Raw genomic sequence first — 24354 nt, 5'->3', positions numbered from 1 at the left:
CCTAGTTTGATTATGAATAATAAATGGATATTGAGAACGTAATTTTTGATGAATGTGAATATTTGTTGAATGTGTTAATAAAAGTGAAACATATCACAAAACGTTCACAAAATATAATGAACATTTTAACAGTTTTTTCGTTATCTCTTCGAAAGTTATCCACTATCTGAATAGTGAAAATGATTATTATAAAAGTGAAGGGAAAATGAATAAAAATTGGAGGGAGGAACTTAAATGGATGAGCTTTTACTCGGACGTTTACAGTTCGGGATCACGACTGTGTATCACTTTATTTTTGTTCCATTGTCGATTGGTTTAGCGTTTTTTGTTGCTGTAATGGAAACTCTCTATGTGATGAAAAAACAAGAAGTTTACAAAAATATGGCAAAGTTTTGGGGGAAATTGTTTCTGATTGTCTTCGCAGTTGGAGTTGTGACTGGTATTATCCAAGAATTCCAGTTTGGAATGAACTGGTCGGATTATTCCCGTTTCGTAGGAGATGTATTCGGTGCTCCATTAGCGATTGAAGCATTACTTGCCTTCTTCTTAGAATCCACATTTATCGGTTTATGGATTTTCGGGTGGAACCGTTTATCTAAAGGAGTCCATTTACTCTGTATCTGGTTAGTTTCATTTGGTACAGCAATATCTGCTCTATGGATTTTAGCTGCAAACTCCTTCATGCAAAATCCAGTTGGCTATCAAATTGCTAACGGTCGGGCAGAAATGAATGACTTTTTTGCAGTAATTACAAATCCAAAATTGTTAGTTGCATACCCTCACACACTATTTGCTAGTTTATGTACCGCTGCATTTTTAATTGCTGGTGTGTCTGCTTGGAAATTAATTAAAAAGCAAGATGTTGATTTCTTTAAACGTTCCATGAATTTGGGGTTAATTTTCGGGCTTATTGCAACAGTAGGTTTAGCCTTCTCAGGGCATTCTCAGTCTCAATATTTAGTTGAAGCGCAACCAATGAAAATGGCTGCTGCAGAAGGACTTTGGGAAGATAGTGGAGATCCGGCACCGTGGACAGTAATTGCAGGAATTGATACGGAAAATAGAGAAAATAAGTGGTCCATCGATATTCCATATTTGTTAAGTTACTTATCATATAACGAGTTTTCTGGTGAAGTAAAAGGAATGAATACGATTCAAGCTGAATATGAACAGCTTTATGGTGAAGGGGACTATACACCGCCTGTAAAAACAACATTTTGGAGTTTCCGTATCATGGTTGCAGCAGGAGGATTAATGATTCTGTTTAGCCTGATTGCTTTAATTTTACAATGGCGAAGTAAATTAGTTGATAGTGCCCGATTCTTAAAATATGCTTTAGTGCCTTCCATTCTATTGCCACATATAGCTAATGCCAGTGGTTGGATTATGTCTGAAATGGGAAGACAACCATGGATTGTTCAAGGTTTAATGACGACGGAAAGTGGTTTATCACCAAATGTGACTGCAAACGAAATACTGTTTTCCTTAATAGCCTTCAGTCTTATCTTCACCTTACTATTAGCAGCAATGGTTTTCTTAATGGTAAAAGCTATAAAGCAAGGACCATATGAAAAGATTAAAGGAGATGTTACGGCATCAGATCCATTTGATGCTAAAGCAGGGGGTGCCTACTAATGGAACTAAGTGAATTATGGTTTTTATTAATTGCTGTTCTTTGGATAGGATTTGTCTTTCTTGAAGGTTTTGATTTTGGTGTTGGTATGGGAGTGAAATTTTTAGCTAAAGGTGAAACAGAACGTCGGGTTTTAATAAATACAATTGGACCACACTGGGACGCGAATGAAGTTTGGCTACTAACTGCAGGGGGAGCTATGTTTGCTGCCTTTCCTCATTGGTATGCTACACTATTCAGCGGTTATTATCTAGCTTTCGTTCTATTGTTACTAGCTTTAATTGCAAGGGGAGTATCCTTTGAATATCGGAGTAAGCATGATGAGAAAAAATGGAAAGGTACTTGGGATTGGGCGATTTTCCTAGGAAGTTTACTCCCACCGTTTTTAGTAGGCGTACTATTTTCTGGTTTGATTAAAGGATTACCGATTGATGCTGATATGAATATGCATGCAAGCTTTTTTGGTGATATTGTGAATGTTTACACATTGGTTGGTGGCGTTACATTTGCAGCACTATGTTATTTACATGGATTAAACTTTATAACGATGAAAACAGAAGGAGAATTACGGGAACGCGCGAGAACACAAGCCTTGAAGATTTATTGGTTTACAGGGGTTCTAATTCTCTTATTCGTAGCACTCACTGGTATGTACACAAATGCATTTACAAAACATGCAGTAATTAATATTACAATTTATGCTCTCGTTATTGTAGTTTACTTAGCGTTATATCCGTTAATTAAAGGAAAAAAGGAAGGGCTTAGCTTTACATCAACAGGATTAGTACTAATTCTTGTTACAGCATCTATTTTTACAATTCTTTTCCCAAATGTAATGATCAGCACAACAGATATAGCAAACAATATGACAATTTATGAGGCGGCATCAGGTGCATATTCATTGAAAGTCATGACGATTGTTGCTTTAACAATGGTACCGATTGTCCTTGCCTATACGATTTGGAGTTACTACGTCTTTAGAAAACGAGTATCCCATAAGGAGCATTTAGAGTACTGATGGATAAGCGACTATTCCAATATAAAAATGGAAAAAAAACAATGATGACAATTGGGATATTAACATTTTTACAAGCAATTGCGATAATTGTCCAATCGCTTTACCTTGCAAAAGCAATTATTGCAATGTATGAAAGGGCTCCGTGGGCGATTGCCCTTTCATACTTTTTCATCTTTTTCGTAGCGGTCATTATACGCCATTTTCTAGTTTGGTTAAAATCCCGAATTGCATATAAATTTGCTGATCAAACAGCTGAAGAGATGCAACAACAATTAGTCGAAAAAATTTTTCTTCTCGGCCCAAATGTTATTAGTAAAAAAGGATCTGGTCAATTCATTACTTTATGTTTAGAAGGGATTGCGAGCTTCCGAACTTATTTAGAATTGTTTATTCCACGATTTTTAGCAAGTTTGTTTATTCCTGCACTTCTTTTAATCTATGTATTTACTTTAGATATCGCTTCAGCCATTATTCTCTTAGTCGTTATGCCAATATTAATAGCCTTTTTAATTCTTCTAGGTATAGTTGCAAAAAATAAAAAAGATGCCAAATGGGCAAATTACTTACTGTTAGCGAGTCATTTTGTCGATTCGTTACGGGGACTTTTAACATTAAAGTTTTTAGGACGAAGTAAAGGACATCGTCAAGCAATATATAACGTAAGTCATAAGTATCGAATTTCTACAATTCGAACATTGCGGGTCGCGTTTTTATCTGGATTTGCTCTGGAATTTTTTTCTAGTCTTTCTGTTGCCGTTGTGGCGGTAGAATTAGGGATTCGACTCATAAATGGATCTGTCGATTTTTTACCAGCATTAACGGTTCTTATTTTAGCTCCTGAATATTTCACACCGGTGCGTGAACTAGGAAATGACTACCATGCAACGATGGATGGAAAAGAAGCGGGTAAAAAGATTCATCAATTATTAGAGATGAAAAACGAAGTGGATGCAAATAAACAGATTAAGCTTCCACAATGGGATAAAAATAGCGAACTAAGTGTAAAGAATTTAGAAAAGGTTAGTGATGAGGAAAATCGACTATATTTACAAGATGTTAGTTTTCACGTAAAAGGCTATCAAAAGGTTGGCATTATTGGTTTATCAGGTTCAGGTAAATCAACGTTAATTGAACTGTTATCCGGATTTTTAAAATTATCAAATGGGGAAATTACTGTAAACGGTAAGCAAATTCCACATTTTTCAATCGAAAGTTGGCAAAAGCAAATTACGTACATTCCACAACATCCGTATATTTTTTCTGGAACGGTTGCTGAAAATATTGCTTGGTATAAGCCAGACGCATCGAGGGACGATATTGTAGAGGTTATTCGAAAAACAGGACTTTCTGATCTTATTGCAAGTTTTCCGGCGGGTTTAGATGAAAAAATTGGTCAAGGTGGCAGGACATTAAGTGGTGGTGAGGAACAACGGATTGCTTTAGCAAGAAGTTTATTAACGGAGAGGCCAATATTGTTGTTTGATGAACCGACCGCTCATTTAGATATCGAAACTGAATTTGAAATAAAAGAAATGATGTTACCTCTACTAGAAAATAAGCTCGTCTTTTTTGCAACCCATCGCCTTCATTGGATGAATGAAATGGATTATTGTCTAGTTATGGACGATGGTAGATTAATAGAAAGCGGAACACCAGCGGAATTAATGCAGAAGAATGGAATGTTCGCTAAGTTAGTCCATGCTCATAGAGGGGGGACAAAATTTGAGGTATTTTAGTCGTTATATACGCCCCTATATAAAACAATATAAGTGGTTAATGTTTTTTACGATTTTCCTAGGAGTATTAACTTTTTTAACAGCAGGTGCCTTGCAATTTACTTCCGGTTATTTAATTACGAGGGCTGCGGAAATGCCATGGAATATTTTGTTATTATATATTCCTATTGTTGGTGTAAGGGCCTTTGGAATTGCAAGACCGGTCGTCCGTTATTTGGAGCGACTTTTTGGGCATAATACAGTTTTAAAAATTTTATCCGAAATGCGGGTTAAGCTTTACGACGTGTTAGAGCCACAAGCTTTATTTATCCGTTCCCGATTTCAAACCGGTGATTTAGTTGGCACCCTTGCAGATGATATTGAACATTTACAGGATACGTATATTCGTACTATTTTTCCAACGGTCGTTGCTCTATTTTTAATGTTTTTCTCCTGCTCATTGTTAGCGATTTTTGATTGGCGTTTTGCATTATGGATCTTCATCTGCTTAACCATTATTGTCATTGTTTACCCATTATTTTCACTATATTTTTTGAAGAAAAGACAAGTAGAAATAAAACAGAAACGGAATAAGTTGTACCAAATATTTGGTGATGCTGTAATGGGGGCAAGTGATTGGATTATTAGTGGGAGAAAAAAGGAGTTCGTTAATCAATTTATGAAAATTAGTAGGGAAAATAATCTGCTGGAGAAGAAGTTGACGAACTGGACTCACGCAAGGACTTTTCAATTACAAGTAATTGCTGGTCTTATTTTAATTTTCGTTGGTATTTGGGCTGGTTTTGAGGCAGCGAAGGGGGATATATTACCAGCGTATATTGCAGCTTTTACATTAGTAACAATCCCTATATTAGAGGGGATGATTCCAACATCAGATGCGCTTGAGAAAATTCCTGTTTATGAAGAATCATTGAACCGGATTGCTACGATTGAAAATTATTTGCCGCAAAAACAAAACGATGAAAAGATTGGGGAGTTACCTAAAAATCCGGAATTAGTATTAGAACATGTAACATATTATTATGAAGGTAGTAAATTAGCCGCATTAAAAAATATAAATTTATCAATATCTCAAGGTGAGAAGATCGCCATTCTTGGTAAAAGTGGCGCAGGTAAGTCGACTTTAATAGAAATGTTAGTAGGTGCGTTAACTCCAACAATAGGAAAAGTAACGTTGGGAAATCAAAGCCCCGAAAAATATGGTGAACAGATATTTGATCTTGTAAGCATTTTAAACCAAAAACCGTATTTATTCTCTACTACGGTTGAAAATAATATTCGGTTAGGGAAGCCAGATGCGACTGATGCCGAAATTCGTGAAGTCATTCAAAAGGTAAAATTAGATAAATATATTTATTCATTACCAAAGGGATTACAAACACAAATGCAAGAATCCGGGGAGCGTTTCTCAGGTGGAGAAAGACAACGGATTGCTCTTGCTCGCATCCTGCTTAAAAATACACCAATCGTAATTTTAGATGAACCGACAGTAGGTTTGGATCCAATTACGGAGCGGGACCTTTTAAACACAATGTTTGAATCATTAGCGGGAAAAACGATTATCTTAATTACGCATCACTTAGTACTTTTAGAGAAAATGGACAAAATTATTTTCTTGGAAAATGGTGAAATCATTATGGAAGGAACACATGATGAATTGATGCAACTGAATGAACGGTATCGGAAATTGTATAATATGGATAGTGGAATAATAGAAAAAGAACTTATTCATTTAGGCAAGTGAAATTACGCTTGTCTCTTTTTATTATATAGATTACTGTTTTTTACTTAATTTTTAAACCAATTACTTTAATGTTTTAAAAATATTTACGATAAAGCTGTGCAATGTCGAATTTGGTAATCTTTTTTGTGTTTTTGAGGAATTATGTAAAATTTATGTTATATTTTTTGAGTGTTTGTAATAATATGGTAAAATTTTACTAGCATCTAGACTAATACATCAATAAATATGGTATATAAAATTTGTATGTCAATAATTTAGGAAATTACTAGGAGGGATAGATGCGTTATTAAGTACAAATACTTATAGTTTTTCCGTCTTTTAGTGAGTTTAATAGGTTTTGGTCAAAAAATTTTGGGAGGAAAAGACATGCGATTCAAAAAGTTAAAGAATGCATTTTTTGCAACGGTAACTGCAGCTACTTTACTTGCAAGTTACACACTTCCTTTCACAAAGATTTCAACTGCCTCAGCTGAAACAGAAAATAAGGAAGCTACTTTTGAATTAACAATCATGCACAATAATGATACACATGCTCATTTGGATAATATTGCTAAGACCGTAACAGCGGTTAAACAAATAAGAGAACAAAACCCTGATGCTTTACTTTTGCATGCTGGAGATGTGTTTACAGGAACTTTATATTTTCACACAGAGCAAGGGCAAGCAGATCTTGAGTTTATGAATTTAATGGAATATGATGCGATGACATTTGGGAACCATGAATTTGATTTAGGTTCAAGCCCAGAAGGACATCAAGCATTAGTTGATTTTATTAAGGGAGCGAAATTTCCATTTGTTAGTGCAAACGTAGATTTCTCTAAAGATGACAAATTTACAGGAATCTTTAATAAATCAATTTCAGCAAGCCCTGAAAATGGACAAATTTATAATGGAATTATTAAAGAAGTAAACGGTGAAAAAGTAGGAATCTTTGGTTTAACAACAGAAGAAACAGCAAGTATATCTAGTCCTGATTTAATTACTTTTACAAATTATATTGAAGAAGCAAAGAAAATGGTAGCAGAATTTGAAAATATGGGTATCGATAAAATTATTGCTATTACTCATATTGGTTATAATGACAATGCAAATGTTGATAACGATTTATTACTGGCAACAAATGTGGATGGTATTGATGTCATCGTTGGAGGTCACAGCCATACTGAATTACCAGAGCCTGTGATTATAGATGATGAAGGAAAAGAAGAGCCGACTGTAATAGTACAAGCTGGACAATACAATAATAAATTAGGGTTATTAGATGTAGTATTTGATGAATATGGAAAAGTAATTGAAGCAAATGGACAATTACTTGAAATCAATAGCTATGAAGAAGATCCTGATGCAGCTGAATTATTAGCAGCTTATAAAGAAAAAGTAGAGGAAGTAACAAATGAGAAAATCGATGTAGAATTGAAGAAATCACTTGAGAATCCTCGTACTGGTGATGAAGGTAACACAGAAGGTATTAGTGTCCGCAATAGTGAAACTATTCTAGGTAATTTAATTACTGACGGTATGTTACACGCAGCAAAAGAATATGGTAAGGAAAATAATAAAGATGTCATTATGGCTTTACAAAACGGTGGCGGTATTCGTGCACCAATCGATGCTGGTCCAATTACTGTCGGTGAGGTAATTACAGTTTTACCATTTGGTAATACTTTATCAGTAATGGATGTAACAGGTGCAGAATTAAAGGCAGCCTTTGAACATAGTTTTAATGCTTACCCAGGGGAATTTGGTGGATTTTTACATATTGCTGGAGGGAAAGTTGAATTCGATTCAACTAAACCAGCAGGTGAACGTGTAGTAGCAATTTATTACTTAGATGAAAATGGAAATTACGTAGAAATTAAAGAAGGCGAAACATATACAGTAGCAACAAACTACTTCACAGCACAGGGTGGAGACGGTTATGAGATGTTTAAGAAAGCTTTTGAAGAGAACCGTGTCACTGATCTTGGTCAATCAGACTGGGAAAATTTCCGTAACCATCTTGTAAGACTAGGTAGCGAGGGAATCCCAACGGAAATTGAAGGTCGTATTGTGGATGTTTCTAAACTTGATGAATCTGAGAAAGATCAAGGAAACGAAAATAACGAACCTAATGATGAAGAAAATAAACAACCAGGTCATGGAAACGATGAACCAAACAATGAAGAACAGTCTGGTGATGATAACGAGAACCAAGGTAAATCTGATAAAAACGAACAATCACAAGAAGTAGAAAAGGATAAAGAAAAAGAAACAGAAACAGGTAAAAAACTACCAAATACTGCAACAGCAATGTTTAATGTGTTATTTGCGGGAATCATTTTAATTGTAGTTGCAGGTGGAATCTATTTCTTTAATAGAAGAAAATCTGCATAAATAAGTCGTTGTAAGTGGTCGTAGGATGTATTCTACGACCTTTTTTAATTTGAGAAGAAAGTACTGTTGTTAGAAAGACTATTGTAAAATTGTTTGACTGTGTATAATGTGGTTGCTATATTATGAAAATAAATTATTCTTTATGAGGTGCCTATGTCTACATTTCGTCCATTACGAAAAATTAAGCAATATATTTTTGACAAACCATATAAACAGGGAGAAGTACTGAATCATCGTTATAGAATTGAAAAGGTGTTAGGGGCAGGTAGTTTTGGATTAGTTTACCGTTGTTTAGATGAAGGTGATGGAAATATCGTTGCGGTTAAACAATTACGTCCAAGTTTAAGGAGAAAAGAAAAAGAACGCTTGTTTTTCCAACATGAAATTAATATTTTGCAATATTTAAATCATCCCTCAATACCAACACTCATTGAATTTTTTGAAGAAAAGGACCAATTATTTTACGCCATGGAATATATAAATGGAGAAAATATGGCAATTACAATTTTTGAGAAAAAGCAAAAGTTTACTGAAAAAGAGGCATTACAATTTGTACGACCTCTCGTTGATACAATAGGGTATTTACATTCAAATGACATTTACCATGGTGATCTTCGAATCCCAAATATTATGATTGAAAATAATCAACCGGTATTAATTGACCTCGGCCTTGCCCACTGTTTTAATGAAAAAATCATACCAAAAATTGCCCCAAAGGAAAGAATAGAAAAAGTAGATGTTGAGATGTTAAAGCAAGATGATTACTTTGATCTTGGTGATTTACTACTATTTTTATTGTATACAACTTATGAAGGGAAAACGAAAAAAACTCTCCCTTGGACAGAAGAGCTTTTTCTACAATCCGGGACAACCTACTTACTACGTCGATTACTTGGGATTGATAATAAGCATACAAATGTTGAGGAAATCGTTAAAGATTTTAATGAAGCGATTAAGCAATTGAGAAAATAAGAAAAGAAACTGCTACTAAAGAATTACAAACCCCTTCTAAATATTAATAATCCACAAAACCGTCTATTCCTTATTTCCAAATAGAGAAATTCCCTTTTACGACAGTTTAAACTTTCTTGTAAAAGCATTTCAAATTACGAAATTTACATACAGTTGATTTTTTTACATCAAAGTGAAAGGTAGAGATAGAATGTTAGATTAATAAGTATTAATAATACAAAAGTAATGAATCCTCCTTAATCATCATTCCTAACAATCCACCTTATGCCCCTAATGGTTACACTAAAGATTCATGCATTATTCCTAGGAAAAATCTTTGAAAATATTGATTTACAAAACCTTTACAAACCTTTACAAACGATTCATACAGGGTTAATTTTAATGCTTTATTGTATGTATTGTAAGTTAATTAAGCAAAAATCTTAGGGGGAATAACACAGATGGTAAATTTCAAGAAATTAACATTAGCTATAGCACTTACTGGAACATTAGCTTTAGCTGCTTGCGGTGGTGGATCTGATGATAGCTCAAACGGATCAAACGGATCTTCAGGTTCAAATAATGAAGAAACAGGTTCAAAACAACAAGTACTTCTAGACGGTTCTTCTACAGTTTATCCAATCATGGAAGCTGTTGCTGAAGAATATGCAGGTGTAGCACCTGAAGTAGATGTTTCTGTAGGTGTATCTGGATCTGGTGGTGGTTTTGAAAAGTTCACTAAAGGTGAAATTGATATTTCAAACGCATCTCGTCCAATCAAAGATGAAGAAGCACAAGCTGCTAGTGATAACGGCATTGAATTCACAGAATTCGAAATTGCCTACGATGGTTTATCTGTAGTTGTTAATAAAGAGAATGATTGGGTTGACCAATTAACAATTGACCAATTAAAACAAATTTGGATTGAAGACGGATCTACAAAAAAATGGTCTGACATTGACCCATCTTGGCCAGATGAGGAAATTGCATTTTATTCTCCAGGTGCAGACTCTGGTACATTCGACTACTTCAATGAAGTTGTTTTAGAAGATGAGCCAATCGTTCAATCTGCAACATTATCTGAAGATGACAACGTACTTGTAACTGGTGTAGCTGAAAATAAAAATGCAATTGGTTACTTCGGTTATGCTTACTATGCAGAAAACACTGATACATTAAAAGTTGTACCTATTGTTAACCCAGAAACAAATGAAGCTGTAGAGCCAACAAATGAAACAATCGAATCTGGTGACTATGCACCACTTTCTCGTCCACTATTCATCTACGTAAATAACGAAGCAGTTAAAGATGAATCAGTTTATAACTTTGTTGAATTCACATTAGAAAATGCTGGTGAACTTGCAACTGACGTTGGTTACGTAAGTTTACCTTCAGAAAGATATGAAGAAGCATTAAAAACATTAGAAGGTTTAAAATAATTTAATTACACTAAATGATTATTAATCAGGGTGAGAAGCTATTAGTAAGTGAACAGCTTCTCATCTTGTCATGGATGAAAGGGGTTTTCAACATGTCCTCGCAACAAAACTCAGCAACATTTTCTGTTAAAGAGATGATTGCAAAGAAACAGAAACAACAGAAAAGTATTGGCGAAAAAGTAATGCCATGGATTCTACTGCTAACGGCAATTATATCTATTCTAACTACCCTTGGAATACTATTTACTTTATTAAGTGAAACATTTCATTTCTTTGGAGATGTGTCATTTAAAGAGTTTTTTACGGGTACAATATGGTATCCATTCTCTGATCCAGGTCAATTCGGTATTTTACCATTAATTTCTGGAACGTTAAGAATTACGTTTATTGCTATCGTTGTGGCGGTACCAATTGGTTTAGCAGCTGCAATTTACTTGAGTGAATATGCATCTGATCGGACTAGAAGAATAATCAAACCAATTTTGGAAGTGTTAGCAGGAATTCCAACTATTGTTTATGGTTTCTTTGCTTTAACATTTGTCACTCCACTATTACAAAACTTTATTCCAGATTTAGAAATATTTAATGCGCTAAGTCCAGGTATTTTAATCGGTATCATGATTACTCCAACAATTACTTCTCTATCAGATGATGCAATGAATGCTGTTCCGAAAGCGATGCGTGAAGGTGCATTGGCGATGGGAGCTACAAAATGGGAAGTAACTTGGAGAATTGTATTACCTGCTGCGGTTTCAGGGATTGTCGCATCCGTTGTTTTAGCATTCTCCCGTGCGATTGGTGAAACGATGATTGTATCGATTGCTGGTGGTTCAACACCAAACTTAGGATGGGACGTGACTGGCTCAGTCCAAACGATGACAGCTTACATCGTTCAAATTGCTCAAGGGGACGCAGGATACGGCACAACAATCTATTACAGTATTTATGCAGTTGGCTTTATGTTGTTCCTCTTCACGTTAATCATGAACCTATTGGCACAATGGATACGTCGTCGTGTTAGGGAGGAATATTAGATTATGAGACTTATTGATCAAAATAAAGTAACAAGTAATATGAAACCGCGAATCGTGCGTAACAAAATATATAAATATATATTTTTAGCAGCAACAACACTTTGTTTAATTGTATTAGCTGTACTATTCGCAAGGGTGTTAAAACAGGGATTACCACATTTAGACTGGCAATTTTTAACAAGTACCCCTTCAAGAAAACCAGAACAAGCTGGGGTTTATTCAGCATTAATTGGAACAATGTGGATGATGGCTGTTGTTATACCAGTAACCTTTATTATTGGGGTAGGAGCGGCAATCTACTTGGAAGAATATGCGAAGAAAAATAAATTTACAACCTTTATTGAAACAAACATATCTAACCTTGCTGGAGTACCATCTGTAGTTTACGGATTACTAGGTCTTACATTATTTGCTCGTGCCTTTGCTCTAGGTCAAAGTGTATTAGCAGCTGGTTTAACGATGAGTTTGCTAGTATTGCCAGTTATTATAGTAGCGGCCCAAGAAGCAATTCGTGCAGTACCGAAGGAAATTCGTGAAGCATCCTACGGAATGGGTGCAACTAAATGGACGACAATATATAAAGTTGTTTTACCTACAGCAATTCCGTCAATTTTAACAGGGGCGATTTTAGCAATTTCACGTGCGATTGGTGAAACAGCACCACTTGTTGTATTAGGTATTCCGCTATTCTTAATACAAACACCAACATCTATTTTTGATTCATTTACGGCGTTACCGATGCAAATATACAACTGGACTGGACGTCCACAAGCTGAATTCCAAGATATTGCAGCTGCCGGTATTATCGTTTTATTAGCATTATTAATTTTATTAAACTCGATTGCTGTTTTAATCCGAAACAAGTTTTCGAAAAAGTTTTAAGTTGATATTTCCAGTTCTTGGACTATGAAGGAGGATTTTCAAATTGGCAACAACTGTCGAAATTAAAAGTAATCAGAGAGAGAAAACAACAGATTTAAATAGAGATATTGTTTACAAAACAAAGGATTTAAACTTATGGTATGGGGAAAACCATGCATTAAAAAATATTAATCTAGATATAATGGAAAACGAAGTAACCGCAATTATTGGACCGTCTGGTTGTGGTAAATCTACTTATATTAAAACTTTAAACCGTATGGTAGAACTTGTTCCTGTAGTTCGTACGTCTGGTGAAATTTTATATCGTGACCGTAATATTTTTGATAAAAATTACCGTGTAGAAGAACTACGTACAAGAGTAGGTATGGTTTTCCAAAAACCAAATCCATTCCCGAAATCAATTTATGATAATATTGCCTATGGACCAAGAATCCATGGTATTAAAGATAAAAAAATCTTAGATCAAATCGTTGAAAAGAGTTTACGTGGGGCAGCCATTTGGGATGAAGTAAAAGACCGTTTAAAAGAAAATGCGTACGGATTATCTGGCGGTCAGCAACAACGTTTATGTATTGCAAGATGTTTAGCAATTGAACCGGATGTAATTTTAATGGATGAACCGACTTCTGCACTTGACCCAATTTCAACTTTAAAAATTGAAGAACTTGTACAAGAGTTGAAAAAAGAATATAGCATTATTATTGTTACACATAATATGCAACAAGCTGCTCGTATTTCAGATAAAACAGCTTTCTTCTTAAATGGTGAAGTGGTTGAATATGATGAAACGGATCGTATTTTCTCCACCCCAAGTGATAAACGGACTGAAGATTATATTACAGGTCGTTTCGGATAATATTAAAAGAAATTGCAGAAAAGTAGTATGAACCACCTATCTGCTTTTCTGTTTTTTTCTATATAAAACATTATGATAAAATAATAATAAAAAGGGTGGTAATGAGTAATTTTATTGTTACCAATTCAGTTGAATTTCCCGAAATATAAAGGAGAGAAGTCAATATGGTTACTCGTGAAAGATTTGATGAAGAACTATCCCGATTACAATCTCAATTAATTGAACTGAACAATTTCGCTAAAAATGCATTCGAAACCGCATTTCATGCGCTAGAAACTCGCAATGTTGAAGAAGCTTTAAAAGTTATGGAGAATGATACGAAGGCTGATATTCTTTATGAAGAAATCCATGATTCTGCCATCCTGTTGATTGCGAAACAACAACCGGTAGCGACTGATTTACGTCAAATTATTACAACGTTAAAAATATCAACAGATTTAGAACGAATTGCAGATTTTGCCGTAAATATCGCTAAGTCAACAATTCGTTTAAAAGATACAAACTTAGATATGAGCGAACCGATTAATAATATTAAAAGAATGTATACAGTTAGTATGAAAATGTTAGAAGAAGGAATGAATGCATTTACAACTGTAGATTTAAAATTAGCTAAAGAAGTGGCTAAAATGGATGATGAAGTAGACGAGCTTTATGGTAAAACTATAAAAATGTTATTCCAAATTAACCGAGATCAGCCAGAAAATATTAACAATGTTACTCAGTTATTGTTTATCTGTCGCTTCTTAGAACGGACTGCAGACCACATCACAAACATAGCGGAAAACGTGTTCTACCTAGTAAAAGGTAAACATTATGATTTAAATGAGTAAATTAGGCATGTAATTTGAATTGATATATTTTAAATAGCAGTAGATTAAGGCGGAACCTTAGTCAACTGCTATTTTTTTGCGAATTTCTGGAAAATTAAAGGCAGGTAGGGAAATAAATATTTAATATCCTACCTGCCTATATTATTGGATGCCTTAGTTAAGATTTTGAAGGTAATTCATATTCATCCGTAATTTTCTTTAATGAATCAGATAATAAAATTAAGCGACTACCTTCTTCATCATTACTTTTTACTTTTTCTAATTGTTTTTCAGAAGCATGCATCATTTGTTCCGCACTAGCAAATGTTTGCTGAGAAATGGATACAAGATTTTGTGTTGAATATTCTAACTCAGGTAATGTTTCGTTTACATTGACAAGTTCGCTTTTGACATTTGAAATAACTTTGTAAACAGAATCAATTTGGCTAATTAATAAGTCAAAAGTTTCTCTTGTGTAAGAGGCTTGTTCCAAATTATCTTTGAAATGGGTATACATTTTTTCAAATTCCTCAGATGCCTTCACTGAAATTTCTTCCATTTGTTTAATTGATTGCGCAATTTCTACTGTTGATTGTGAGGATTGTTCAGCTAATTTTCTAACTTCATGAGCAACAACGGCAAATCCTTTTCCGGCATCACCGGCACGAGCTGCCTCTATGGCTGCATTCAAAGATAGTAATTTCGTTTGCTCAGCAATGCCTTGGATTACAGTAATGACTGAATTGATATTTTTAGCGTGATCTTTTACACCTTGTACAGTTTCTGTAACATCTTTAAACTCTCTTTCTAAACGTTCAACTGAATACAGCAATTCAGAAACTCGTTTTTCTCCAGCATCTGCATATTCATTCATTGTTTGTGACTGCATAGAAGCTTCGTCCATAACATGGAATACTAATTGTAATGAGTTTGTCATTTCTTGGAACTTATTAATATTTGCTTCCGAACTGCTTGCCGTTTCCTGGGCACCTAATTTTACAGTTTGAATACTTTCGATTAATTCGTTTGTTTCTTCGATAACATCTTTTGATGTAATTCTTAAGTTTTCACCAGTTTTATTTAAATTATCCGTCGTTTCAGTAATATTTAAAAGTAAATCTTTCATTTGTTTCATCATTTCGTTGAAACTCTTAATCAATGAAGTTATTTCTGGCGTTGTTGTTTTCGTATCAATATGTACATCAAGGCTACCATTACGTACCTTTCTCATTTCATCTCTTAAAATTTGCAGTGGTTTCGTTAAACTTCTAACAAGTAAGGCAATAATGAGCGATATGATAATCATGCCGATAATTGCAATCATCCACATATTTAAAGAGAGTTGATTAATGTCTTGTAAATATTGGTTTTGTGGGATTGCTATAGCATAAATACCTCTTAATTCTTGTATACTTTGAAAAGCAATCGTATATACATCGCCATCAACTTTTTCGTGGATTATCCCACGTTCCATTTTGTTTATTTTGTCAATTGTTGTTTGGTCAAAGTTTATTTTTGTATTTTTACTAATAGCAAATGGCTTTGCTTCACTGGCCGTAATAAGGAAGTGATCAACTGACCAACCATCTTGAGCCATTTCTTTATTAATTGCTTTTATACTATTTTCTGTTTCCTTTAAAAATTTTTCTTCATCGCCGATATATAGTTTCATATTAATTTGTGAAAGTAAATATAACGATTCTACTTCTCTTGCAATTCTTTGTTCCATCAATTTAGTAGCGGATTCCTTTGATTGTTGACTATAAAGAACAACAATTGTAACAACCGTAATTAATAAAGTACTAATTGTTAAAATTAATATGCGGGACATCATAGAAAATTTACTAGTAAGGGAATTGCCCCTCTTAGTAAATTTAAAATTTGATGAGCGAGTAGATTTTTTTGATGAAAATTTACGTTTATTATTTTGACGTTTTTTCACAGGCAAAACCTCGATATGTTTTTGCTTTCATTATATCAAGCAAATGTTAAGCGAATGTAAAGGGTTGGTAATTTATAGGTGAAAAGTTGGAGGATAAAAGATAGGGAAAGATAGTTACCAAAGTGGAGGAAAAAGTGAAAGTTATATTATTAAAATTTAGTAAAGGGTAAAAAAAGGACGCAAATTGCGCAGTCCCAAAAGCACTAATTATTGGGTTTTACAATTGCGTCCTTAGTTCCATTATTTCTTTTTCTTCTTCTTTGCCTGTTTGTCTGCAGCGTTACTTCTTGCAACAGATTCCCGATCTTGTACATCAGCTAATTCTTCAGAGTATTCAACATCAAGCCCATCGGATTTTTGCGTTTTTGGAACTTGAGGAAGTTTTGATTTTCTACCACGCTTACGTCCCATTATTCTACTCCTTTTTGCTTTATTAAAATTAGTTACTATGGAACTGATTAATCATCACTTAAAGCAGCGCGATCAGCCCGTTTAAATTCGCGATTGTATGTAATTTCTTGGGCTTTTCGTAAAGTCTTTTTTTCACCTTTGTTTTTATCCTTTTTAGCCATGTTTTCACCTCACTGGGAAATTTTATCAATGTTAGCATGTCCCTTTTATTGGAAAAAATACAAAAAGCAATTTGTTAACCAAACAATTCACTTTTTTATGGTACATTATAGTAAGAAAACACATTCGCAAAGAAGCTTGAAATGAGGTGTTGAGAGCTGCCAATAATAAGTAAAATTTCCGTTCAGAAAAAAGATAAGGAACGATATAATATTTTTTTCTCTACAGGTGAAACGGATGAGTATGCATTTAGTGTTAGTGAAGAAGTATTAATTGAACATGATCTTCGTAAAGGAAAAGAGTTAAGTACGGAAGATATTGAACGAATATTGAATCGGGAAACGATTCAAAAGGCTTATCGGTTAGCATTGCAATTTTTGTCTTACCGGATGCGTTCTGAAAAGGAAGTGCAAACTTACTTAACAGAACGGGATTTTTCAGAAGAAACGGTTCTAGAAGTTTTACGCAGGTTGCGGGAAAGAAAATATGTTAATGATGAGGAATTCACGAAAGCTTATATTAATACACAAATAAACACTACGGATAAAGGACCGAAGTTAATTCAAAACGGGTTAAGAGAAAAGGGAATCTCTAACCACCTAATTGAAGAATATATGACTCTATTTGTAGAAGAAGTCCAGCTCGAAAAGGCAATGAAGTTATGTAAAAAGGTTGCTGGGAAAAAGAAAAATGTATCTACTATACAATTAAGAAAAGATATGCAAACAGTCCTCATGAGAAAAGGATATGAGCAACGGACAATCCAAGAGGCGATTGCAATTAGTATGGAAGAAATTGATGAAGCACAAAATGAGTCTGCAATCATTGTGCAAGGGGAAAAGGCATTACGTAAATACCGGAATGAACCAATCGATAAACAAAAACTGAAAATTAAACAATATTTATATCGTAAAGGTTTTTCATTAGATACGATTGATCGGTTTATTGAAGAACGAATCGAAGAATAAAGAAGGGTGAGGGATTAGATGGAGAAAATGTATAGCGAAATGACAGAATATGAATTAAAACAAGAGATTGCTAATTTACGGGAAAAGGCAAGAAAGGCCGAACAGATGGGAATGGTTAATGAGTTTGCTGTCCATGAACGAAAAGCGATTATGGCTGAATCCTATTTAATGAACCCAAAGGATATTAAAGATGGGGAAATTTATCGTTTGAAAAATGAACCAGGTACGTTTTTCCGTGTTTTATATAAAAAAGGTGTATTTGCCTGGGGTTATCGTTTAAATGGTGATGGAAAAGAAGAAGGTATTCCAATATCAATGTTGGAAATTGAAGAAGACGAATCAAGCCAATAAAAAAGCTACTCCCAAGTATAACCCTATTTTTCGGTCAACTTGGGAGTCGTTTGTTTTATGATTAAAGGGAATCGACGTTTCGAAAATGGGAATTTTTGTGGAAAAAGTTAATTATGATTATTTTCCTTGTTTATTTGATGCATGCATCCGCTCTTGTGGACGAGTATTTATTGTACCATCAGCACGTTTAGAAGAAAACCGAGCTTGAGCAGGTGGCATGCCTTCTAATTTAATATCTTTTTGATTCGGAAATCCACTTTCCTTATTTCGTACCATAAAATTTCCTCCTAAAAAATAAAGTACGCATAAGAGTTGCGCACTTTTAGTATGGACATATTGGTATAAGTTTTTACTAAACTATTTTTGGTAATTTTAGAAATTAAATTGTATTTAATTCTAACTTTTTCCGTAATTTATCTTTATTATAAATCCATCCGGTATAGGATGAAAGTACATTTAAATTATAGTCCATTTTTATAATAGCGAAAAATGGGTAATGATCTTTACTGCGATAACGTAAATCGATGAATCGTACTTCAATATGGGAAGGTTCTTCTTCAATTTCCCAACGATAAACCGGGGAGAAAGATAAAAAGGCTTGAATATTTTTATCTTTTTTCGCTATATCCATCATTGAATTGTCCGGCAGTGGTACACGATTAAATTCATCTAATAATACAATGTTTCTTTTATATACTCTGGCAACGTAAAACTTATTCTCAGCGATTACTGCAACCCGCCATTGGAAAAACTTAATGGTAGGATTTAAAATAATTTTTTCTGCATCTGGCACTAGCCGCTTTATACTTTGAATGACCGCCTTTCGAAGAGCGAAGCGGTATAGGTAGTAGCCGATGAGAATCATATAAACTACCGTAAAAATAATTCGTGGGTCACCACCAAAAATCCAAAACAAAATTCCAATAATGTGAATCCCAAATATAATTGGGTCAAATGTATTTATCCAGCCGAGCGCAACCCACTTTGATGAAAAAGGTCTTAGAGCTTGGGTTCCGTAGGCATTAAATATGTCGACAAATACATGCAATGCAACTGCAATAAAAGACCAAAGCCAAAGATGGAATAAATTTGCTTCTGGAAAAATGAAATAAAGTGTCATGGAGATTAATATTGACCATAATATCACGGCGGGAACTGAATGTGTAATTCCTCGGTGATTTCGGATGTAAACCGCGTTATTTCGTAATTTTAACACTGTATCAATATCGGGAATTTGTGAACCGACAATAGCCGCGATTAGTACACTTTGAGCTGTTGCAGGGTCATTATAAACGACCGGATCCACCAATGCAAAGCCACCGAGTGCTATTCCCATAACTATATGTGTACCTGTATCCACTGTACGGACCTCCATTGAATTCGTAGATTGGAAATAAGCTTTTTTCGCATATGTAGAAATTTGTGTACTATTTATCCATAGGTTTTATTGAATGAAGGGAAATTATACGATTTTTCATTAGCAATGGATTCGGACAATAAATAAACTATTCATTCCTTTGTTGATAAAACGAGGTTTGTGAATCGATGGAATAATCTAAATTAATATTAATGTCAGTTTAACACTGGAGGACTTATTTGTGAATGCTAGAATAGAAAAATTAACAAAAAGTTTTAAAATAAATGAATTTCAAAAAGCATTAATTGACTGGTTTAAAGAAGAACAACGTGACTTACCATGGCGAGAAAGTAAAGATCCATATAAAGTATGGGTTTCTGAAATAATGTTACAGCAAACGAGAGTTGATACGGTAATTCCATATTTTAATCGTTTTATGGAAAAGTATCCAACGATAGCAGATTTAGCCAATGCGGACGAGCAAGATTTATTGAAAGTATGGGAAGGATTAGGTTATTATTCCCGCGTACGCAATTTACAAACGGCAGTGAAGGAAGTACATGAAAAATATGGTGGAATTGTTCCTGATACAAAAGAAGAGTTTGGCAGCTTAAAAGGCGTTGGTCCTTATACGACTGGTGCCGTATTAAGTATCGCTTACGGAAAGCCAATCCCAGCGGTTGACGGAAATGTTATGCGGGTCATGTCTCGGATTTTTAATATTGATGATGATATTGCAAAAGTAAAGACAAGAAAGTTATTTGAAGCATTAGTCGAAGAAGTCATTTCCCATGAAGATCCTTCTAGTTTTAATCAAGGGTTAATGGAATTAGGGGCTTTAGTGTGTACACCGAAAAATCCATCATGTTTATTATGCCCTGTTCTGGAGTTTTGTACAGCTTATCATGAAGGAACACAAAATGATTTGCCTGTTAAGAAAAAAGCGAAAAAGGGGAAAACGTTGCAATACATTGCGGTGGTATTAGAAGATGAGGATGGAAAAATTATTGTTCGTCAGCGTTCATCTGAAGGATTACTTGCAAGCTTATGGGAATTTCCGAATAGTGAAGTGTTGAGTAGTTGGAAAAATATGGTTGAAGATTATGAAAAGCAGTTAGTTGAGGAATTAGGTGTTGAGGTTGATGTCGTTGAGCCCCTTGGTGTAGTTGATCATATATTTTCCCATTTAACATGGAAAATTCATGCCTTTCGTGGAGAGTTCCGGGGGGAGTTTGTTGGAAGTGACAATTTAAAAGCTGTTCCCATTGAAGAAGTTGAAGATTACCCGTTCCCTGTACCTTATCAGAAAGTGTGGAAGGAGTTTAAGGAGAAACGGGGGATTGGGAGCTAGCGGTTAGGCCAGAAAACAGAAGGGGATTTTTTCGTCACAATTTATGAAGGACAAAACTAAGAAGAAAAGCTGTCATAGTGTCCTTCATCGTTGTTATGAAGGACAAAAGTGAGAGGCAAAGCTGTCGTAATGTCCTTCATCGTTGTTATGAAGGACAAAAGTGAGAGGCAAAGCTGTCGTAATGTCCTTCATCGTTGTTATGAAGGACAAAAGTGAGAGGAAAAGCTGTCGTAATGTCCTTCATCGTTGTTATGAAGGACAAAAGTGAGAGGAAAAGCTGTCGTAATGTCTTTCATCGTTGTTATGAAGGACAAAAGTGAGAGGAAAAGCTGTCGTAATGTCCTTCATCGTTGTTATGAAGGACAAAAGTGAGAGGAAAAGCTGTCATAGTGTCCTTCATCGTTGTTATGAAGGACAAAAGTGAGAGGAAAAGCTGTCGTAATGTCTCTCATCGTTGTTATGAAGGACAAAACTAAGAAGAAAAGCTGTCATAGTGTCCTTCATCGTTGTTATGAAGGACAAAAGTGAGAGGAAAAGCTGTCGTAATGTCTTTCATCGTTGTTATGAAGGACAAAATTAAGAGAAATTGACGATGAAATGTCCCTCATCGCCAATAATTTAACATTATGATTAATCTTATTCTAAACTTGCATCAGTCCCATAAGTATAATCACTTTCTAAGTTTTTAAATCCACCCCTCCGTTGGATTTCTTCCATAATTTCTTTATAAATAGATTGACCTTCTTGATTTAAATAAGGATAATTTGTTGGAAGGAATGTTGGAAATATTTTAACTCATGATCTTGCCATACCGTTAGTGACATCATGAATAATTCAGTCATGTCACGGCCTACATACATAATTAACACCTCGTTTGCATTACAAATTTTTAAAATGAAACTTGCGCAAACATTAAAATCAGATGCAAACTCTGGTTAAGTTTTGCTCTATTAGGTTTATCGAAAAAAAGGTATTCATACAAAATAAATGAAAAAGGAATGATTTTATGTCGAACAAAGTAGCATTAGTAACTGGATCAAGTCGTGGTATTGGTAAAAGAACAGCACTTCGTCTAGCTGAAGCTGGATATGATATTGTTGTGAACTATGTGAGAAGTAAATCAGCTGCTGAAGAAACAGCTCAAGAAATTGAAAAGCTTGGGAGAAAAGCGATTATTGTTCGCGCTCATGTAGGTGATATTGAAAAGGTGAAAGCAATGTTTCAAACGATTGATGAGGAGTTTGGGCGATTAGATGTGTTCATTAACAATGCAGCATCAGGAGTTCAACGTCCATTAATGGAGTTAGAAGAAAAACATTGGAATTGGACGATGGATATTAATAGTAAAGCATTGCTATTTTGCGCACAAGAAGCTGCAAAATTAATGGAAAAAACAGGTGGCGGTAAAATTGTTAGCTTAAGCTCCCTTGGTTCCATCCGCTATATTGAAAACTATACATTAGTTGGAACGTCAAAAGCCGCTGTGGAAGCCTTAACTCGCTATTTAGCGGTAGATTTAGCACCAAAAAACATAGTCGTTAATGCCGTTTCTGGTGGAGCGGTTGATACTGACGCATTAAAAAGTTTTCCAAACCGCGATGAATTGATTGCAGAAGCTATTGCAAAAACACCAGCAGGAAGAATGGTGGAAATTGACGATATCGTAAACACAATACTATTCCTTGTATCCGACGATGCTTCCATGATCCGTGGGCAAACTATTATTGTAGATGGCGGTCAGTCATTACTTGTATAAAATCGCAAATCGCTATTCAATCACAATACAGGCTCAGCACATAAAAGTTCTACAGTAATATTGATTAGAAGTTAAAAATATTAAACCAATGTAAAATTTTCACATTCATGATTTTATAAAATAAAAAGGGATATTTCACCTCCAACTGGTTACATTAATGATTAGCGGAGGTGAAAAAGATGGCTAAAAGAAAAAGTAATGCTTCTCAAACAAATGCTGCGGAAGTAAGAAAACAAAATGCTGCGTCTGCATCTGGTGGCCAATTTGGAACTGAATTTGCAAGTGAAACAGATGCACAAGAAGTACGTCAACAAAACCAACAATCAGAAGCTCGTAAAAAGAAAAATTCATAACCCATAATATAATGGAAAATGTGCAGGTTTAAACCCTGCCCCTTATACATCACAATGAAAGACGCTTCAGAAATTGAAGCGTCTTTTCTTTGCGGAAAAATATTACAAATGTCCTAAATCACCGAAACCCACTTCCGAAAGTTTTAAAATTAGCTAGGAAACGTTATAATATAAAAATAACCAAAAATATATAAGAGCGTTTTTCTGTAGATTAGATAGAAAGTAGGGATTAATTATGGGAGTTCCATCCGAGGGAGAAACGATACAAATACATAGCTATAAACATAATGGCCAAATTCATCGCATTTGGGAGGAAACCACGGTACTAAAAGGAACAAAAACAGTAATCATTGGGGGAAATGACAGGACAACGGTGACGGAATCAGATGGACGAACCTGGATTACGAGGGAACCAGCAATTGTTTATTTTCATTCTCAATACTGGTTTAATATAATCGGAATGCTACGTGAAGATGGAATTCACTATTATTGTAATTTGAGTTCACCTTTTGTTTATGATGAAGAAGCGTTAAAATATATCGACTATGATCTAGATATAAAAGTATTTCCAGATATGACCTATGTATTACTTGATGAGGATGAATATGAGGAGCATCGAAAACTAATGGGGTATCCAGAAGTAATCGATAAAATTTTAAAAGCAAATATCGAAAAGTTGACAGACATGATTCACCAAAGAAAAGGTCCTTTTGCTGCAGATTTTATCGATAGATGGTATGAAATGTATTTAACGTATCGGAGATTTTAACGATTTAACACTGATCGAGAGAAAACTTGGTCAGTAATTTTTTATGTCTAAAAAAGAATAATAAAAATACGTTAAATTCATTTTTGAAATACGACATCAAGGGAGAGGAAATACATGGGAAGTATTAAACGGTACATGCAGTTTGTTAAACCGTACCGATTACAAATAATTGCAACACTTATTATTGGAATTATTAAATTTGCGATTCCACTTTTAATACCACTATTAATAAAATATTTAATCGATGAAGTGATCATTAACGATGCTTTAACGTCGGAAGAGAAACCTGTCCATTTAGGTATTGCGTTAGGTGTCACCGCCTTTATTTTTGTTATTATACGTCCTCCTATTGAATACTACAGACAATATTTTGCCCAATGGACAGCAAGTAAAATTTTGTTTGATATACGTGAAAAGCTATATGCCCACTTACAACGGTTAGGTTTAAAATTTTACTCGAAT

General features: G+C 34.6%; 23 protein-coding genes and 1 pseudogene. 18 read left to right on the top strand and 6 right to left on the bottom strand.

The genetic code is table 11. From position 1 onward, the window contains the following. Nucleotides 1-234 precede the first annotated feature (234 nt). The 11 genes from GW534_RS07695 (at nt 235) to phoU (ending at nt 14496) form a co-directional block, all read left to right on the top strand. Nucleotides 235-1635 carry a cytochrome ubiquinol oxidase subunit I gene (locus GW534_RS07695; protein ID WP_161920461.1) on the top strand — a complete coding sequence of 467 codons (1401 nt, stop codon included), beginning with the start codon at nt 235-237 and terminating at the stop codon, nt 1633-1635. Continuing rightward, nucleotides 1635-2651 (top strand): cytochrome d ubiquinol oxidase subunit II, encoded by a 1017-nt coding sequence (gene cydB / locus GW534_RS07690; protein WP_161920460.1) that lies wholly within the window; start codon nt 1635-1637, stop codon nt 2649-2651. Before GW534_RS07695 ends, cydB begins: the two co-directional genes overlap by 1 nt. Further along, the gene (gene cydD, locus GW534_RS07685) at nt 2651-4387 is read left to right on the top strand and encodes a thiol reductant ABC exporter subunit CydD (protein WP_161920459.1); all 1737 of its coding nucleotides are present in this window, start codon (nt 2651-2653) and stop codon (nt 4385-4387) included. The genes cydB and cydD overlap by 1 nt, the downstream gene beginning before the upstream one ends. Further along, nucleotides 4374-6131 (top strand): thiol reductant ABC exporter subunit CydC, encoded by a 1758-nt coding sequence (gene cydC / locus GW534_RS07680; RefSeq protein ID WP_161920458.1) that lies wholly within the window; start codon nt 4374-4376, stop codon nt 6129-6131. The genes cydD and cydC overlap by 14 nt, the downstream gene beginning before the upstream one ends. Nucleotides 6132-6497: 366 nt before the next feature. Beyond that, nucleotides 6498-8504 (top strand): bifunctional metallophosphatase/5'-nucleotidase, encoded by a 2007-nt coding sequence (locus tag GW534_RS07675; RefSeq protein WP_202630865.1) that lies wholly within the window; start codon nt 6498-6500, stop codon nt 8502-8504. Nucleotides 8505-8657: 153 nt separating this feature from the next. Beyond that, entirely contained in the window at nt 8658-9476 is an 819-nt protein-coding gene (locus tag GW534_RS07670; RefSeq protein WP_161920457.1) for a serine/threonine protein kinase, read from the top strand. 440 nt (nt 9477-9916) lie between these two features. Continuing rightward, the gene (locus tag GW534_RS07665; RefSeq protein WP_161920456.1) at nt 9917-10894 is read left to right on the top strand and encodes a PstS family phosphate ABC transporter substrate-binding protein; all 978 of its coding nucleotides are present in this window, start codon (nt 9917-9919) and stop codon (nt 10892-10894) included. Between the two features lie 92 nt (nt 10895-10986). Continuing rightward, on the top strand, nt 10987-11928 hold the full coding sequence (gene pstC, locus GW534_RS07660; RefSeq protein WP_161920455.1) for a phosphate ABC transporter permease subunit PstC: 942 nt from the start codon (nt 10987-10989) through the stop codon (nt 11926-11928). 3 nt (nt 11929-11931) lie between these two features. Beyond that, nucleotides 11932-12810, top strand: a complete 879-nt coding sequence (pstA, locus tag GW534_RS07655; protein WP_161920454.1) for a phosphate ABC transporter permease PstA — start codon at nt 11932-11934, stop codon at nt 12808-12810. Nucleotides 12811-12871: 61 nt separating this feature from the next. Beyond that, nucleotides 12872-13666: a phosphate ABC transporter ATP-binding protein PstB gene (gene pstB, locus GW534_RS07650; protein WP_312854642.1), complete on the top strand. Its 795-nt coding sequence runs from the start codon at nt 12872-12874 to the stop codon at nt 13664-13666. Between the two features lie 164 nt (nt 13667-13830). Then, nucleotides 13831-14496 (top strand): phosphate signaling complex protein PhoU, encoded by a 666-nt coding sequence (gene phoU / locus GW534_RS07645; RefSeq protein ID WP_161920452.1) that lies wholly within the window; start codon nt 13831-13833, stop codon nt 14494-14496. 157 nt (nt 14497-14653) lie between these two features. Here phoU and GW534_RS07640 read toward each other — a convergent pair whose 3' ends face one another. The 3 genes from GW534_RS07640 to GW534_RS07630 form a co-directional block, all read right to left on the bottom strand. Further along, a complete protein-coding gene (locus GW534_RS07640) occupies nt 14654-16309 on the bottom strand; it encodes a methyl-accepting chemotaxis protein (protein WP_161920451.1) in 1656 nt (551 codons plus the stop codon). Between the two features lie 348 nt (nt 16310-16657). Beyond that, nucleotides 16658-16828, bottom strand: a complete 171-nt coding sequence (locus tag GW534_RS07635) for a YfhD family protein (protein WP_161920450.1) — start codon at nt 16826-16828, stop codon at nt 16658-16660. A gap of 47 nt (nt 16829-16875) precedes the next feature. Continuing rightward, nucleotides 16876-16989 (bottom strand): YfhE family protein, encoded by a 114-nt coding sequence (locus GW534_RS07630; RefSeq protein WP_161920449.1) that lies wholly within the window; start codon nt 16987-16989, stop codon nt 16876-16878. A gap of 156 nt (nt 16990-17145) precedes the next feature. Here GW534_RS07630 and recX point away from each other — a divergent pair, with 156 nt between their 5' ends. Together recX and GW534_RS07620 are read left to right on the top strand one after the other, a co-directional pair. Further along, nucleotides 17146-17955: a recombination regulator RecX gene (gene recX, locus GW534_RS07625; protein ID WP_161920469.1), complete on the top strand. Its 810-nt coding sequence runs from the start codon at nt 17146-17148 to the stop codon at nt 17953-17955. Between the two features lie 18 nt (nt 17956-17973). After that, on the top strand, nt 17974-18306 hold the full coding sequence (locus GW534_RS07620) for a YfhH family protein (RefSeq protein ID WP_161920448.1): 333 nt from the start codon (nt 17974-17976) through the stop codon (nt 18304-18306). A gap of 117 nt (nt 18307-18423) precedes the next feature. Here the strand turns inward: GW534_RS07620 and GW534_RS07615 are convergent, their stop codons facing one another. Then, nucleotides 18424-18582 carry a small, acid-soluble spore protein K gene (locus GW534_RS07615; protein WP_161920447.1) on the bottom strand — a complete coding sequence of 53 codons (159 nt, stop codon included), beginning with the start codon at nt 18580-18582 and terminating at the stop codon, nt 18424-18426. Nucleotides 18583-18685: 103 nt separating this feature from the next. Beyond that, nucleotides 18686-19666 carry a metal-dependent hydrolase gene (locus GW534_RS07610; protein WP_161920446.1) on the bottom strand — a complete coding sequence of 327 codons (981 nt, stop codon included), beginning with the start codon at nt 19664-19666 and terminating at the stop codon, nt 18686-18688. 238 nt (nt 19667-19904) lie between these two features. Between GW534_RS07610 and mutY the strand changes: the two genes are divergently transcribed. Then, entirely contained in the window at nt 19905-21014 is a 1110-nt protein-coding gene (mutY, locus tag GW534_RS07605) for an A/G-specific adenine glycosylase (RefSeq protein WP_161920445.1), read from the top strand. 636 nt (nt 21015-21650) lie between these two features. On the opposite strand, the pseudogene GW534_RS07600 reads toward mutY, so the two are convergent. After that, a pseudogene (locus GW534_RS07600) lies at nt 21651-21874 on the bottom strand (hypothetical protein). A 146-nt stretch (nt 21875-22020) separates the two neighbouring features. Here GW534_RS07600 and fabL point away from each other — a divergent pair. The 4 genes from fabL to GW534_RS07580 form a co-directional block, all read left to right on the top strand. Beyond that, entirely contained in the window at nt 22021-22770 is a 750-nt protein-coding gene (fabL, locus tag GW534_RS07595) for an enoyl-[acyl-carrier-protein] reductase FabL (protein WP_161920444.1), read from the top strand. A gap of 179 nt (nt 22771-22949) precedes the next feature. Beyond that, nucleotides 22950-23123: a gamma-type small acid-soluble spore protein gene (locus GW534_RS07590; protein ID WP_161920443.1), complete on the top strand. Its 174-nt coding sequence runs from the start codon at nt 22950-22952 to the stop codon at nt 23121-23123. Between the two features lie 235 nt (nt 23124-23358). Further along, nucleotides 23359-23892: a nucleoside tri-diphosphate phosphatase gene (ntdP, locus tag GW534_RS07585; RefSeq protein WP_161920442.1), complete on the top strand. Its 534-nt coding sequence runs from the start codon at nt 23359-23361 to the stop codon at nt 23890-23892. Nucleotides 23893-24006: 114 nt separating this feature from the next. Continuing rightward, nucleotides 24007-24354, top strand: a 348-nt coding sequence (locus tag GW534_RS07580) for an ABC transporter transmembrane domain-containing protein (protein WP_246204014.1), incomplete at its 3' end; no start/stop codon positions are given.

Origin of the sequence: Pallidibacillus pasinlerensis (assembly GCF_009996845.1) — a bacterium.
GTDB lineage: Bacteria > Bacillota > Bacilli > Bacillales > Caldibacillaceae > Pallidibacillus > Pallidibacillus pasinlerensis.
Note: the sequence above shows the minus strand (reverse complement) of the source record. Positions and strands in the feature narration are given on the sequence as shown.